Genomic DNA, 13,751 nt, shown 5'->3' with positions numbered 1-13,751 from the left:
GACGTGTTCCAGCGTGGCGACAAGCCGCGCCATGTCGCCGTTGCTGTTCTCGTCCAGGCTGTGAATCCGGCTCAGGGTGTCCAGCACGATCAGCCTCGCCCCGGCGCTGTACTCGATGACGCGGCGCAAGTGCTCCTCGTCCATGACGTTCAGGCGCTTGCCCATGATCGGCTCAAGGGTCAGGTTCTCGGCGATGGCTTCGCGGGCTGACTGGTTGAGGTGCTGGCCGATGGCGTGAACGCGCCGGATCAGGGCGGGTTCGGGATCTTCACCGGCCAGATAGACCACGCGCCCGGTGTGCTGCGGCTTGAGGTTCACCACGTCGCCGCCTGCCACGCTGCAAGCGATGGACATAGCCGCTTCCAGCGCCCAGAAGCTCTTGCCCGTGGCCCCTGGGGCGACGAGCGCGCCGACGGCTCGGGCGAGCAGCAGATCGAGCGCCTGTGGCGGCCCTTTTTCGCCGCCAGCTGCAACCTGAGCCGCGGCAGCACCACCGTGCTCGACCACGGCCCGCTGTGGCGCGCCGTGCTGGCCAGCAATTCCCCCGCCGGCCTGCTGCCGCCGGTGCTTCACGAGGGCGAGCTGCTCGTGGACGGCGCCATCCTCGAAGACTCGCCCTGGCTGGCCCGCGCCACCGTGAGGCTGTAGCGGCCTGTGGGAGCCGTGGACGGGCCGGAGATCTGCGCGGTGCCGGTGAGCGTGCCGGGGGCGTTCTCGATGCGCCAGCGGTCGTCGGAGAGCTGCAGGGCGAGGGGCAGTTCGCCGGTCGCGCCGGCGATGAAGCCACCTTGCTTGGACTGGCTTACCAGCTGGAGGCGGCCCAGCCCTGGGCGCATCGTCGTCCGCCGGTCAGCGCGTAACCCTTCTCGCCTTCCTAGGCCTTGCGCCTAGGATCCAGGGCCGGGCTTGATGCAGACGAAAAAGGAGCGCTCCGCAGATCGTGGAGCGCTCCTTTCAGTTTCCGAGTAGCTGAACGATGGGTCCTAGGCGCAAGGCCTAGGAAGGCAGGTTGGGATACCCTCTTCTCCGCCTTACCCCTCGACGAACACCTTCTTCAGCTCGTTCTTCATGATCTTGCCGTTGGCGTTGCGCGGCAGGGTCTCGGGCCAAAACACCACCTTCACCGGCACCTTGAAAGCGGCCAGGCGGTCGGCGACGAAGGCGCGCAGCTCGGCCTCGGACGCCTCGGCGCCCGGCTTCAGCGTCACGACCGCCGCCGGCTCCTCGCCCAGCGTCTTGTGCGGGATGCCGACCAGGGCCGCGTCCATCACCGCCGGATGGTCGTAGAGGCAGTTCTCGACCTCGATGCAGTAGATGTTCTCGCCGCCCCGGATCAGCATGTCCTTGGCGCGGTCGATGATGAAGCAGAAGCCTTCCGCGTCGAGGCGCGCGAGGTCCCCCGTCCGCACCCAGCCGTCGACGAAGGTCTGAGCGGTGGCTTCGGGCTTGTTCCAGTAGCCGCGCACGACCTGCGGGCCCTTGCACCACAGCTCGCCGACCTCGCCCACCGGCAGCTCGCGATACGGCGCCTCGACCGTCATGATCTTGAGGTCCGTGACCGGCACGGCCGGGCCGCAGCTGTCGGGACGGTTCTCGTAATCCTCGGCCGAGTTGCTGGTCGCCGTGGCCGAGGTCTCGGTCATACCCCAGCCGTTGCCCGGCGAGGACTTGGGCCAGATCTCCTTGATCTTGCGGACCAGCTCGGGCGCCGACGGCGCGCCGCCATAGGCCACGGCCTCGATCGACGACAGGTCGTACTTGTCGCGGTTCGGATGCTCGATGATCTGCCAGGCGATGGTCGGCACGCCGCCCATCTGGGTCAGCTTTTCGTCCTGGATCACCTGCATGGCGCGCTCGGGATCCCACTTGCGCATCATCGCCAGCTTGGCGCCGGCGAACAGCGACGGGTTCAGCACGGCGAAGCAGCCGGTGGCGTGGAAGAACGGGACCGACAGCAGCGCCCCCTTCTGCGGCGCGGCCGGATCGGGCTGGGGCGGCATTTCACCCCGGCGCAGGAAGGCGCGCGCGGAGGCCGCCGCGGCGGCGAAGATATTGCTGTTGATGTTGCGATGGGTGGCGATCGCGCCCTTGGGCTTACCGGTCGTGCCCGAGGTGTAGAAGATCGTGGCGTCGTCATCGGCCGCGAGCTCGACCGCCGGCAGAGGCTTGGCATCCAGCGCCGCCCAGTCGTTGGGCCCGCCGATCACCACCTCCAGATGGACGACGTAGGGGTGGCTGATCTCCTCGGGCGAGCGGCTGACATAGACGCGCTTCAGCTCCGGACAGTTATGCAGGTGTTCGGTCAGGCGCTCGTAGCGCTCGACGTCGACGATCGCGACCTTGGCGCCGGAGTCGATCAGGCCGTACTCCAGCTCCGGCCCCGTCCACCAGGCGTTCAGCGGCGTGACGATCGCCCCCACCATGAGGCCGGCATAGAAGGCGACGGGCCATTCGGGAATGTTGCGCATCACGATCGCCACGCGATCGCCTTTTTGCACGCCGGACGCCTGCAGCTCCGCGGCCATGTTGGTGACCGCGCGGTAGAAAGCCTCGAAGCTGACCCGCTCGTCCTCGTGGACCATGAAGATCTTCTCGCCGTGGCTGCGGCCCATCATCAGGGTCTCGCGCAGGGTCGGCGGACAGTTCTTCCAGACCCGGGTCTTCACGCCCCGAATCTCGACCTCGTCCATCTCGCCCGGCGTGCCCGGCTGGGTGATCAGCGCATAGGCTTGCTGAATGGACATGGCGGGCCACGGAGTGGGCTTGGAAGCGGCGGCCTGGGTCATGATGCTTACTCTCCCGGTAGGTCGCGCTCTTGTCGAGCGAGCGCGTTTGACGCCCAGAGAGCACAGCCGGAAGCCGGATGCAAACGTACGTTTGACCCTAGGGGATCATTGATAAGTTAGAGAGCGACTTCCTGGCTGGACATGACCGTCGCGGAAGCCGATGACCTAGCGGAAATCCCTTCATCCAGGAGCCCCCTGTTGGCCAACTCCCTGCTGTTCCCCGATCGCGACTTCGCGGCGTTCCTGTTCGACATGGATGGCACGATCCTGACCTCCATCGTCGCCGCCGAGCGGGTCTGGGCGAACTGGGCGCGCAAGCACGGGCTGGATGTCGAGGCGTTCCTTCCCACCATCCACGGGCGCCGCACGATCGAGACCATCGCGGCGCTGGGCCTGCCAGGCGTCGATCCCGAGGTCGAGGCCCAGGCGGTCACCGCGGCCGAGCTTGAGGATGTCGAGGGCATCGACGCCATCGCGGGCGCGGCGGCTTTCCTGGCGAGCCTGCCGGCCGATCGCTGGGCGGTCGTCACCTCAGCGCCTCGCGCCTTGGCCGAGCGACGGATCGCGGCGGCGGGCCTGCCCTCCCCGGCCGTCATGATCGCCGCCGAGGACGTCGAACGAGGCAAGCCCGCGCCGGACTGCTTCCTGCTGGCGGCGCAGCGCTTGGGCCATCCGATCGCCGACTGCCTGGTGTTCGAGGACGCGCCGGCCGGCATCGCCGCCGCCGAGGCCGCCGGCGCCAGCGTCGTGGTGATCACCGCCACCCACACCCATCGGCTTGAGACGCGGCATCCCGAGATTGGCGGCTATGGCCTGCCGAGAACGGCGGCTTCGGGTGGGCTGAGCTTCTAGCCTGCTCGCCTCCCCAATATGCCTTCCTCGCCCTTGTGGCGAGGACCCAGCGTTCAGCCGCTCAAAGTCCAAGAAGGGCGCGCCCACGATGGACGCGCCCCTTTTTGAAGCCCCGAACCTAGCCGCCCCATGGGTCCTCGCCACAAGGGCGAGGAAGGCGGTTGGATTAGATTGAAAGCCCCCTACCCCACCGACTCCAGCCGGCTGAGCGCGGCTTCCAGCTTGGCCTTGGCGGCTTCGGCTTCGGCCAGGCGCTCGCGGTTCTCCTCGACGACCTCTTCCTTGGCGCGGGCCAGGAAGTCGGGGTTGCCGAGCTTCTTGCCCACCTTCTCGATCTCGCCGACGTGGCCGGCGATTTCCTTGGTCAGGCGGGCCTTCTCGGCGGCCAGGTCGATGAACTCGGCGATGGCCAGGGCGCCGGTCGCCTCGCCCATCACGATCGGGACCGAGCCGGCCGGGGCGGCGTCCGCCTCGCGGGCGCTGTCGAGGCGGGCCAGGGTCAGCAGCAGGTCGCGGTGGCGCGCCAGGCGGGCCTTGGTCTCGGGACCGGCGCCGACGACGCTAAGCGCCGGCTTGGCCGACGGCGGCACGTTCATCTCGGCGCGGATCGAGCGGATCTCGCCCACCGTCTCGACCAGCCAGCCGATCTCGGCCTCGGCCTCGGCGTCGATCCAGTCGGCGGGCAGCTCGGGCCACTTGGCCGAGATCAGCATCGTGTCGCGGGGCGGGCCGACGAATTCGGCGGTCTTCTGCCACAGCTCCTCGGTGATGAACGGCATCACCGGGTGCAGCAGCTTCAGGATCACGTCCAGCGCCCAGGCGGCGGTAGCGCGGGTCTCGGCCTTGGCCGCCGCGTCGTCGCCGTTCAGGATCGGCTTGGCCAGCTCCAAGTACCAGTCGCAGAAGACGTTCCAGACGAAGCGGTACAGCGCGCCGGCGGCCTCGTCGAACGACGGGGCTTCCAGGGCCTTGGTGACCTCGGCGACGGTCTTGACCGTCTCGCCGCGGATCCACTTGTTGATCGGCTGCTGCACGGTCGCGGGATCGAAGCCCTCGACGCGGACGCACTCGTTCATCTGGGCGAAGCGCGAGGCGTTCCACAGCTTGGTGCCGAAGTTGCGATAGCCTTCGATGCGCTGCTTGGAGAGCTTGATGTCGCGCGCCTGGCCCGACATGGCCGTCAGGGTGAAGCGCACCGCGTCGCAGCCCAGTTCGTCGATCAGGATCAGCGGATCCATCACGTTGCCCTTGGACTTGCTCATCTTGGCGCCCTTCTCGTCACGGACGAGGGCGTTGATGAACACCTGCTTGAACGGGGCTTCGCCCATGAAGTGGATGCCCATCATCATCATCCGGGCGACCCAGAAGAAGATGATGTCGAAGCCGGTCACCAGGGTGCTGGTCGGGTAGAACTTGGCGAGGTCGGCGGTCTTCTCGGGCCAGCCCAGGGTCGAGAACGGCCACAGGGCCGAGCTGAACCAGGTGTCGAGGACGTCCTCGTCCTGCGTCAGTTGGACGTCGGCGCCGAACTGGGCGCGCGCGGCGGCGTAGGCCGCTTCTTCCGTCTCCTCGACGAAGATCGAGCCTTCCGGGCCAAACCACGCCGGGATGCGGTGCCCCCACCAGAGCTGGCGCGAGACGCACCACGGCTCGATGTTGCGCAGCCATTCGAAGTAGGTCTTTTCCCAGTGCTTGGGCTCGAAGACGGTCTCGCCGCTTTCGACGGCCTTCAAGGCCGGCTGGGCCAGGGTCTTGGCGTCGACGTACCACTGGTCGGTCAGGAAGGGCTCGATGACCACGCCCGAACGGTCGCCGTGCGGGACCATGTGCTTGGTCTTCTCGATCTCCTTCAGCCAGCCCTCTTCCTCGGCGCGGGCGACGATGGCCTTGCGCGCGACGAAGCGGTCCATGCCGACGTACTCGGCCGGAACGTTCTCGTTCAGCTTGGCCTCGACCGTCAGGATGTTGATGGCTTCCAGACCCGCGCGCTTGCCGACGCCGAAGTCGTTGAAGTCGTGGGCGGGCGTGATCTTCACCGCGCCCGAGCCCTTGGTCGGGTCAGCGTAGTCGTCGGCGACGATCGGGATGCGGCGGCCGACGATCGGCAGGGTCACGAACTTGCCGACTAGGCCCTTGTAGCGCTCGTCGTCGGGATGAACCGCGACGCCGGTGTCGCCCAGCATCGTCTCGGGACGCGTGGTCGCCACGACGATGTAGTCGCGGGTCTCGAACTCGGTCGGCTTGCCGTCCTCGTCGAAGGCGATCGGGTGCTGGTAGGTGACGCCGTCGGCCAGCGGATAGGCGAAGTGCCAGTAGGCGCCGTCGACTTCCTTCTGCTCGACCTCGAGGTCGGAGATGGCGGTCTGGAACTGCGGGTCCCAATTCACAAGGCGCTTGTCGCGATAAAGCAGGTTCTGCTTGTACAGCTGGACGAACACCTTGCGGACGGCGGCCGACAGGCCCTCGTCCAGGGTGAAGCGCTCACGCGACCAGTCGCAGCTGGCGCCCAGGCGGCGAAGCTGGTTGGTGATGGCCCCGCCGCTCTCGGCCTTCCATTCCCAGACCTTCTCGACGAAGGCCTCGCGGCCCATGTCGCGGCGGCCGATATTGCCGGCGGCGGCCAACTGGCGCTCGACGACCATCTGGGTGGCGATGCCCGCGTGATCGGTGCCGGGCAGCCACAGGGCGGCCTTGCCGCGCATGCGGTGGAAGCGGGTCAGCACGTCCTGCAGCGTGTTGTTCAGCGCGTGGCCGATGTGAAGGCTGCCCGTCACGTTCGGCGGCGGGATCACGATGACGAACGGCTCGGCGTTCGGATCCTCAGCTGGCTTGAAGGCCCCGGAGGCCTCCCAGGCGGCGTACAGGCGGGGTTCGACGGATTTGGGATCGAAGGTCTTTTCGAGCATGGCGGTGGGGATATGCCATCTGCGGCCCGCGCGGGGAACCTGCGGGTCCTGGATTTGTGGGGTAATTCGCAACGAAAAAGGCGGCCGCCGCGGCGACCGCCTCGATTCTTCGCGAGAGACGAAGCGCCTTAGCGACCGCGAGCGATGCGCTGTACCTCTTCCTCGACCTTGGTCTCGACGATGCGCGGCAGGTTCTGGTCCAGCCACTCCTTGAGCAGCGGGCGCAGCAGCTCGCGCACCACGTCCTCCAGGGTGCGGCCGTCCTTGGGCATCAGCAGGGCCGAGCTCAGGCTGCCGAACGCCGAGGCGGCGGCCGAGGCGGCGGTGTCGCCGACCAGCTTGTCGGCCACGTCGTCGCGATCGAAGGTCGGGGCGGCGGGCGGCGGGGCCGGCTCGGGCTCCGGCGGAGGCGGCGAATACACGTCGATATCGCCGACCGTCTCAAGCGGAGGCTCGGCGTCGAACTCAGCCTCGGGCTCGATCGGATCGGTCAGCTCAAGAACGTCTTCGCCATCGCCGCCGGCGAAATCCATCGCCGGTTCCGGCTCAGGCTCCGGCAACGGCTCCGGCTCGGCTTCCGCGGGGGCCTCCTCAGCCGCAGGCTCCGCCGGCGCGTCATCTTCGGAGATGATGCGTCGGATGGAGGCGAGGATTTCCTCCATCGTAGGTTCTTGAGAGCTCTGATCGGACATGTGCGGAGGCCGTCGTAAGAAATACGAATCTGTACGCGCGTTGCGGCGCGTTAAACCGCGATGGTGCAGACTTGAGCAGGTTAAGCAAGCTTAAGGATAAGCTGTGGGCTGAAACGACGCGGGCCGGCCGTGTCTATTTCGCCCCACTTTGAGCTTTTGCCGACGGCGCGCCCACCTTGTCGATGGCTTGCACCACCGGCTCCCAAGGAACCCAGCCGACGCTGTGCGTCACGCGGTTGTAGGAGGTCTTCGGATCATAGGCCGTCGTGCTGGCCGACAGCTTGTTGACGCCCAACTGACCCATGGCCTGCAGCACGACGGCGCTGGCGACATATTCGTCGCGGCGCGCGCCGACCAAGGCCAGCTCGGCGTTGGACAGTTCCAGCTGGGCGTTCAGGACGTCCAGCGTCGTGCGCAGACCAACCTGCTGCTCCTGGCGCACGCCTTCGAAGGCGATCCGCGTGGCGCGCACCTGCTCCTCGTTCGAGACCAGGTTGGCGCGCGAGGCCAGCAGGTTGCTCCAGGCGTTGGAGACCTGCTGGATCGCGGTGCGCTTGGCGCTCTCGGTGGCGCTGCGGGCGGCGTTCTCGCGCTCGGTGGCGGCGCGCACCTGCGAGGTCGTCAGGCCGCCGGTGAAGATCGGGATCGACGCCGTGATCGCGCCCGAGACGGTGCGGTCGTAGTCGTCGAACTGGCTGCCGACGCCCGAACGCTTGTCGGCGGCGTAGCCCAGCGAGGCGCGGGCCGAGACGGTGGGACGATAGCCGGCCTTGGCCACGGCCACGCGCGCGGCGGCGGCCTCTTCGCTGTAGCGGGCCGAGGTCACGCCCGGATTGGCGGTCTGAGCCGCCTCGAAGGCCTGGTCGACCGAGGCCGGCAGCAGGGTCGCGAGACTGGGCTCGGGCGCCAGTTCGCCCGGCGTCTGACCGACCACGGCGGCGTAGGCCGCGCGGCTGACTTCCAGCTGGGCCTGGGCCGACGACAGGCCGGCCTTGGCGGCGGCCAGGCGGGCCTGGGACTGGGCGACGTCGGTGCGGGTGATCTCGCCCACGTCGAAGCGGGCGTTGGATTCGTCGAGCTGGCGCTGCAGGACCGCGACGTTCTCCTTGGCGATGCGCAGGCGCTCCTGGTCGCGGCGGACGTCGACATAGGCCTGGACGACATTGACCAGCACGTTCTGCTCAACGGCGCGCAGGCTCTCGCGCGAGGCCAGCACGTCAGCCTCGGCGGCGCTCAGATTGGCGCTGGCGCGACCGCCGGTATAGAGCGGCTGGCTGATCGACAGCGTGGCGCTGCTGCCCGAGGCCTTCACATCGGCGCCGGTGTCCGGCGTGGTCTTGGAGCCCGTGACGTCCAGCTCGCCGCCAACCGTCGGGCGGAAGCCGGTCTTAGCCTGGACCACGCCTTCGTCGGTGATCCGGGTGCTGGCCCGCTGCTGCTGCAGGGTCGGGTTGGTCTGGTAGGCCAGAGCGATCGCGTCGGCCAGGGTTTCGGCGTGAGCGGCGGAAAACACGCCCGCCATCAGGCCGGCGCTGCAAGCGGCGGCCAGCAATCCGGCCCGTCGACGGTTCGACATCTAGGTTCTATCCCCAATCACGCGAAGCTCGCGTACCACACTATGAGGCGTGTAAGTCGGACCGCCAGCCGTCGCCAGTTAAGCTTTTTTCACGCAGACGCCGCGACGCTCCGCCCACGCGCAAGCTTAGAAGCTGAAGCCGACCTCGACCTCGAACCCAGCCAGGATCGGCGGCGAGGCGTCGAAGGCCTGACGACGACCCACGCCGTCCTCGGCGCGCAGATAGATGACGGCGCGACCGACCGGACCGGTGCGCTCGATGACGCCGAGACGACCGCCGACAGCCAGAGCGTCCTGCCAGCTCTTCGGCGCGACAGCGACGGCGCCTTCGCAAATGATGACGTCGTAGTCGCCGCCAGGCACGGCCTTCAGGTCGTCGCCTTCGAGGCGGGTGACCGCCAGACCCATGTTTTCCAGCACGGCGGCGGCGTAAGGGGCGGCGATCGCCAGCGCCTTCTCGCCTTCACGCGGCTTCAGGGTCTGCAGCAGCTTGCCCACTTCGCGCGGACGCAGCAGCCAACGGCCCGGCGCGTATTCGATGTCGGCGTCGGCATAGGCCAGATAGGCCTTCGCGGCGGGGACCACCGCCTCGCGCTGCGTCACCCGCAGGGCGTCCTGCAGCGGCAGGTCGGTGACGTCGGCGGTGCGAATCTGGCTCTCGACCATGTTCAGCCGCGCGGCGGCGAAGTCGGTGCTCATGGAATCCCTCGAAGGACTGGACTTTCGAGCAGGCTTATAGGTCCGGCGATCGTCCGAACGCAATGCGATCGCGCGGCGCAGGCGGCGTAAAGCGCCGCTCACGGGAGCCTTAAAAGCGACAACAAAGCGTGTTGAGAACAGACAGAGAGCAAAACCTGGGCGTTTGGGGCGCCTGATCGCCATTTGTCACGGAAGCTAGATTGATCCGCGACGACTTATGGTAAAGATAAGGTCACCAATGGTGCTCGCCCGGGGGGGAAGCCCGAACGTCTCGGCTTCGTGAGGTTGTTTCCATGCTTAGAGCGGATATCGTAATCGTCGGTGCGATCGTCGCGCTTGTGGTAATCTATTTCCTGCCGCGCATTCACACGGCGACCGCAAAGGCCTACGGCCGCTGGCGCCGACGCCGCCGCGATCTGCGGCTTGAGCGTGAGCGGCGCGAGCGCGAGGAGCGCTTGGCGCGCATGTCGCAGCAAACCTCGACGCAATAAGGCGTCAAAAAGGCGATCGCGGAACCAAACGCGAGCGACGGAACTCCTTTGATGCGGCGCTGCGCCGCTACAGTTCCTCGCTCAAGGTCCGCCGCATGAAGATCGCCCAGATCACCCCCCTCTATGAGGCTGTCCCGCCGCGCCTGTACGGCGGCACCGAGCGCGTCGTCGCGCACCTTACGGACGCCCTCGTCGATCTCGGTCACGATGTCACGCTGTTCGCCAGCGCCGAGGCCCAAACGAAGGCCAAGCTTGTCCCGGTGCGCGATCAGGCGATCCGGCTGGATCCGGCGCCCCTGAAATCGGATCTGGCGGCGCACATGGCGCAGCTGGCCGAAGTTCGCGCCCTGGCGAACGACTTCGACGTCATCCACTTCCACACCGACATGATCCACTTCCCGTTCTTCGCGGACCGGGCCCAAAACACCTTGACCACGCTGCACGGCCGCCTGGACCTGAAGGACCTGTCCGCGGTGTACAAGCGCTGGCCGCAGTTCCCGCTGGTCTCGATCAGCGACGACCAGCGCCGCCCCCTGTCGTTCGCCAATTGGGCGGGCACGGTCCACCACGGCATGAACGCCGACATCTACCGCTTCTCCGAGAAGAGCGACGGCTATCTGGCGTTCCTGGGCCGCATCTCGCCCGAGAAGCGGCCGGACCGCGCCATCATGCTGGCCAAGCGTCTGGGCAAGCGCCTGAAGATCGCCGCCAAGGTCGACAGCGCCGACCGCGCCTACTTCGAGGACAAGATCGCCCCGATGATCCTGGGCGAGCCGCTGATCGAGTTCGTCGGTGAGATCGGCGATAGCGAGAAGTCCGCCTTCCTCGGCGGCGCCGACGCCCTGCTCTTCCCGATCGACTGGCCCGAGCCCTTCGGCCTGGTGATGATCGAGGCCATGGCCTGCGGGACCCCCGTGATCGCCTATCGCTGCGGCTCGGTGCCCGAGGTGATCGATCACGGCGTCACCGGCTTCATCGTCGATGACGACGATCAGGCGCTGGAAGCGATCAAACAGGTCGAAAGCTTGGATCGAAAAGTGGTGCGGCAGCGTTTCGAGCATCGGTTCTCGTCCGAGGCGATGGCTCGGCGTTACGTCGCGCTCTACGAACAGCTGCGCGATGGCGCCGCCGTCTATCCGTCCTTGGTCGAGCTCGCCGCGAGCGCATGACATGAAGGAGGGGCCATGGAGAATCTCGCACCGGCCATCGAGGCGCCGGTCGATTACGGTGTGACGGCGGAAGTCCGCGCGCCGCAAAATCTCTATGCCCTGAAGGACAAGGACACCTTCATCGTCGCCGATCAGTTCGGCGACATCGCCGGACAGGGCGACGGCCTTTTCCACAACGACACGCGGATCCTGTCGTTCTACCGCCTGACGCTGGGCGGCCACGCGCCGTCGCTGCTGTCGGCCGCGGTGGCGCACGACAACGTCTTCTTCACCTGCAACGCCACCAACCAGGCCCTGCCCTTTCCTGGCGGCCCGATGGGCCCGCCGGGCGTGCTGCACATCGAGCGCAAGCGGTTCTTGTGGGGCGAGCGGCTCTACGAGCGGATCCGTTGCGTGAACTACAGCCGCGATCTCGTGCTGCTGCCGATGGCGATCGAGTTCGACGCGGATTTCCGCGATATGTTCGAGGTGCGCGGCACGAAGAGGGCCCGTCGCGGCGTGAAGGGCCCGCCGCACGTCGACGGCCGACGCGTCGCCTACAGCTATATCGGTCTGGATGGCGTGGAGCGTTCGTCCTTCATCGCCTTCTCCGACGCCCCCTATCGCCTGAGCGCCCACAAGGCCGAGTTCATGTTCAGCCTGCAGGCCGAGGGCGTGACCGAGCTCTATATCGAGATCGGCGTGGTCGACGGTCATACGCCCAGCCGGGAACGCTTTCGCGACGCGGCCGCCCGCGCCCGGTGGGACATGCGCGCGCGCCGGCGTCACGGCGCGCGGTTGAGGAGCTCGGGCCGGCTTTTCAACGAGTGGCTGGGCAAGTCGCGCTCGGACCTGGCCCTGCTGACAACGCGGATGGAGACGGGGCCCTATCCCTATGCCGGCATCCCCTGGTTCTCGACGGCCTTCGGACGCGACGCCATCATCACCGCCTGGCAGATCCTTTGGTTCGAGCCGTCCCTGGCGAAGGGCGTGCTGCGCTACCTGGCGGCCCACCAGGCCCAGGAGCGCTCGGCTTTCCGCGACAGCGCGCCCGGCAAGATCATGCACGAGACCCGCAAGGGCGAGATGCCGGCGCTCGGCGAAGTGCCGTTCGGCCGCTACTACGGCGGCGTCGACACCACGCCGCTCTTCGTCGCCCTGGCCGACGCCTACCAGGCCCGCACCGGCGACGACCGCCTGATCGACGAGCTGTGGCCCGCCTTGGAGCGCGCCATGCACTGGATCGAGCACGACGGCGACAGCGACGGCGACGGCCTGATCGACTATGCGCGCGGCCAGGACAGCGGGCTTTCCAACCAGGGCTGGAAAGACAGCGAGGACTCGGTGTTCCACGCCGACGGACGCTATCCGTCCGGTCCGATCGCCTTGGTCGAGGTGCAGGGCTACGCCTTCGCCGCCTATCGCGGCATGGCGCGTTTGGCCGAACGCCGCGGCGAGATCGGCCAGGCGGCCATCTGGCGGCAGAAGGCTGAACGCCTGCGCCAGAAGGTCGAGACCCTCTTCTGGATGGACGAGCGCGGCTATTACGGCATCGCCGTCGACGGTCAGGGCCAGCTTTGCCGCGTCCTGTCGTCGAACCCTGGACACCTGCTGTTCTGCGGCCTGCCGACGCCCGATCGCGCGCGTAAGGTCTCGGACCAGTTGCTGTCGGCGGCCTTCAACTCCGGCTGGGGCCTGCGGACCCTGGCCGCCGGCGAAGCGCGGTTCAATCCGATCAGCTACCACAACGGCTCGGTCTGGCCGCACGACACCGCCCTCTGCGTGATGGGCCTGTCGCGGTATGGCGAGCGGGACGGCGTGGTGAAGCTGACGGCGGACCTGTTCGAGACCGCCAGCCGGATGGGCATGCGCCTGCCGGAACTGTTCTGCGGCTTCCCGCGCTCGCCGGGCGAGCCTCCGGTCGCCTATCCGGTGGCGTGCCTGCCCCAGGCCTGGGCGGCGGGCTCGGTGTTCATGATGCTGCAGGCCTGCCTGGGGCTCGCCGTCGACGGCTTGGGGCATGCGCTGCGGATCGAGCAGCCGCGCCTGCCGGTCGGCATCGACCAGCTGACGATCCGCCGGCTCGTACTGGGCGACGCCACCGTGGACGTCACTTTCCAGCGCCTGGGCTCGCAGGTGGCCGTCTACCCCGAGGGGACCGAGCGGACGGCGGTGCCCATCACGGTAAAGGTCTAGCTGGCACGGCCGGTGCGCAGCGTCCAGGCGACGAGATCGGCCAGGATCTGGGCCACCGCCGCATCGAACGCTGCCACGGCCGCCTCGTTCGAGGTGGCCGTGGCAGCGACGCGCTGCGTGAAGTCCTGGGCGCCGGCGACTTGGCGCGTCGGCAGGGCGACCAAGCGGGCGTGCAGGCTGACCTGGGCGGCATAGCTGCTGCCTTCCGGCTCGAGCTGGAAGGCGTTGAGGGTCGACTGCAGCAGGTAGCGGCCCGGCAGGTCGTCGCGGTCCGTGCCCACCGCCCGCAGGCGATTCGCCGCCTGGAACGCCTGCACGATCAGGAACTGCAGCATCACCGTCGCCCGGTCGCTCCAGGCCACGTCGGCCAACCGCTCGACGCGGCCCTGCGCCAGCACCGCGATG

At 67.9% G+C, this 13,751-nt stretch carries 12 protein-coding genes and 1 pseudogene; 6 read left to right on the top strand and 7 right to left on the bottom strand.

Annotated features, from left to right (window positions below):
* Positions 1 to 432: AAA family ATPase (locus tag Q0379_RS13335; RefSeq protein WP_366519326.1), on the bottom strand; the 432-nt coding region annotated here is incomplete at its 3' end.
* Here Q0379_RS13335 and Q0379_RS24225 point away from each other — a divergent pair.
* Positions 433 to 648: a patatin-like phospholipase family protein gene (locus Q0379_RS24225; RefSeq protein WP_366519325.1), complete on the top strand. Its 216-nt coding sequence runs from the start codon at positions 433 to 435 to the stop codon at positions 646 to 648.
* 107 nt (positions 649 to 755) lie between these two features.
* Positions 756 to 860, top strand: a pseudogene (locus Q0379_RS13330) (hypothetical protein); the annotation flags it as partial.
* 171 nt (positions 861 to 1,031) lie between these two features.
* Here the strand turns inward: Q0379_RS13330 and Q0379_RS13325 are convergent.
* Positions 1,032 to 2,786, bottom strand: coding sequence for a class I adenylate-forming enzyme family protein (locus tag Q0379_RS13325; RefSeq protein ID WP_299009467.1), 1,755 nt, complete (start codon positions 2,784 to 2,786; stop codon positions 1,032 to 1,034).
* 198 nt (positions 2,787 to 2,984) lie between these two features.
* On the opposite strand from Q0379_RS13325, the gene Q0379_RS13320 reads away from it, so the two are divergent.
* The gene (locus Q0379_RS13320; protein WP_299009465.1) at positions 2,985 to 3,638 is read left to right on the top strand and encodes an HAD-IA family hydrolase; all 654 of its coding nucleotides are present in this window, start codon (positions 2,985 to 2,987) and stop codon (positions 3,636 to 3,638) included.
* 182 nt (positions 3,639 to 3,820) lie between these two features.
* On the opposite strand, the gene Q0379_RS13315 is transcribed toward Q0379_RS13320, so the two are convergent.
* From Q0379_RS13315 to Q0379_RS13300, 4 genes are all read right to left on the bottom strand, one after another.
* On the bottom strand, positions 3,821 to 6,544 hold the full coding sequence (locus Q0379_RS13315; protein ID WP_299009462.1) for a valine--tRNA ligase: 2,724 nt from the start codon (positions 6,542 to 6,544) through the stop codon (positions 3,821 to 3,823).
* Between the two features lie 128 nt (positions 6,545 to 6,672).
* Positions 6,673 to 7,236: a DUF2497 domain-containing protein gene (locus Q0379_RS13310; protein WP_299009459.1), complete on the bottom strand. Its 564-nt coding sequence runs from the start codon at positions 7,234 to 7,236 to the stop codon at positions 6,673 to 6,675.
* A 133-nt stretch (positions 7,237 to 7,369) separates the two neighbouring features.
* A complete protein-coding gene (locus Q0379_RS13305; protein ID WP_299009457.1) occupies positions 7,370 to 8,812 on the bottom strand; it encodes a TolC family outer membrane protein in 1,443 nt (480 codons plus the stop codon).
* 126 nt (positions 8,813 to 8,938) lie between these two features.
* Positions 8,939 to 9,511 carry a protein-L-isoaspartate O-methyltransferase gene (locus Q0379_RS13300; protein WP_299009454.1) on the bottom strand — a complete coding sequence of 191 codons (573 nt, stop codon included), beginning with the start codon at positions 9,509 to 9,511 and terminating at the stop codon, positions 8,939 to 8,941.
* A gap of 293 nt (positions 9,512 to 9,804) precedes the next feature.
* Between Q0379_RS13300 and Q0379_RS13295 the strand changes: the two genes are divergently transcribed.
* The 3 genes from Q0379_RS13295 to Q0379_RS13285 all read left to right on the top strand — a co-directional run bounded on the left by Q0379_RS13295 (position 9,805) and on the right by Q0379_RS13285 (position 13,346).
* Complete coding sequence (locus Q0379_RS13295; RefSeq protein ID WP_299009452.1) at positions 9,805 to 10,002, top strand: hypothetical protein; 198 nt, start codon at positions 9,805 to 9,807, stop codon at positions 10,000 to 10,002.
* A gap of 95 nt (positions 10,003 to 10,097) precedes the next feature.
* A complete protein-coding gene (locus tag Q0379_RS13290) occupies positions 10,098 to 11,171 on the top strand; it encodes a glycosyltransferase family 4 protein (RefSeq protein ID WP_299009450.1) in 1,074 nt (357 codons plus the stop codon).
* A 15-nt stretch (positions 11,172 to 11,186) separates the two neighbouring features.
* Positions 11,187 to 13,346, top strand: coding sequence for an amylo-alpha-1,6-glucosidase (locus tag Q0379_RS13285; RefSeq protein ID WP_299009447.1), 2,160 nt, complete (start codon positions 11,187 to 11,189; stop codon positions 13,344 to 13,346).
* Here Q0379_RS13285 and Q0379_RS13280 read toward each other — a convergent pair.
* A partial coding sequence (locus Q0379_RS13280; protein ID WP_299009444.1) for an ABC-type transport auxiliary lipoprotein family protein occupies positions 13,343 to 13,751 on the bottom strand: 409 nt, incomplete at its 5' end. The two genes, Q0379_RS13285 and Q0379_RS13280, sit on opposite strands and share 4 nt — an antisense overlap.

The organism is uncultured Caulobacter sp. (genome assembly GCF_937900395.1).
Lineage (GTDB): Bacteria > Pseudomonadota > Alphaproteobacteria > Caulobacterales > Caulobacteraceae > Caulobacter.
This window is presented reverse-complemented; position numbering and strand designations above follow the sequence as displayed.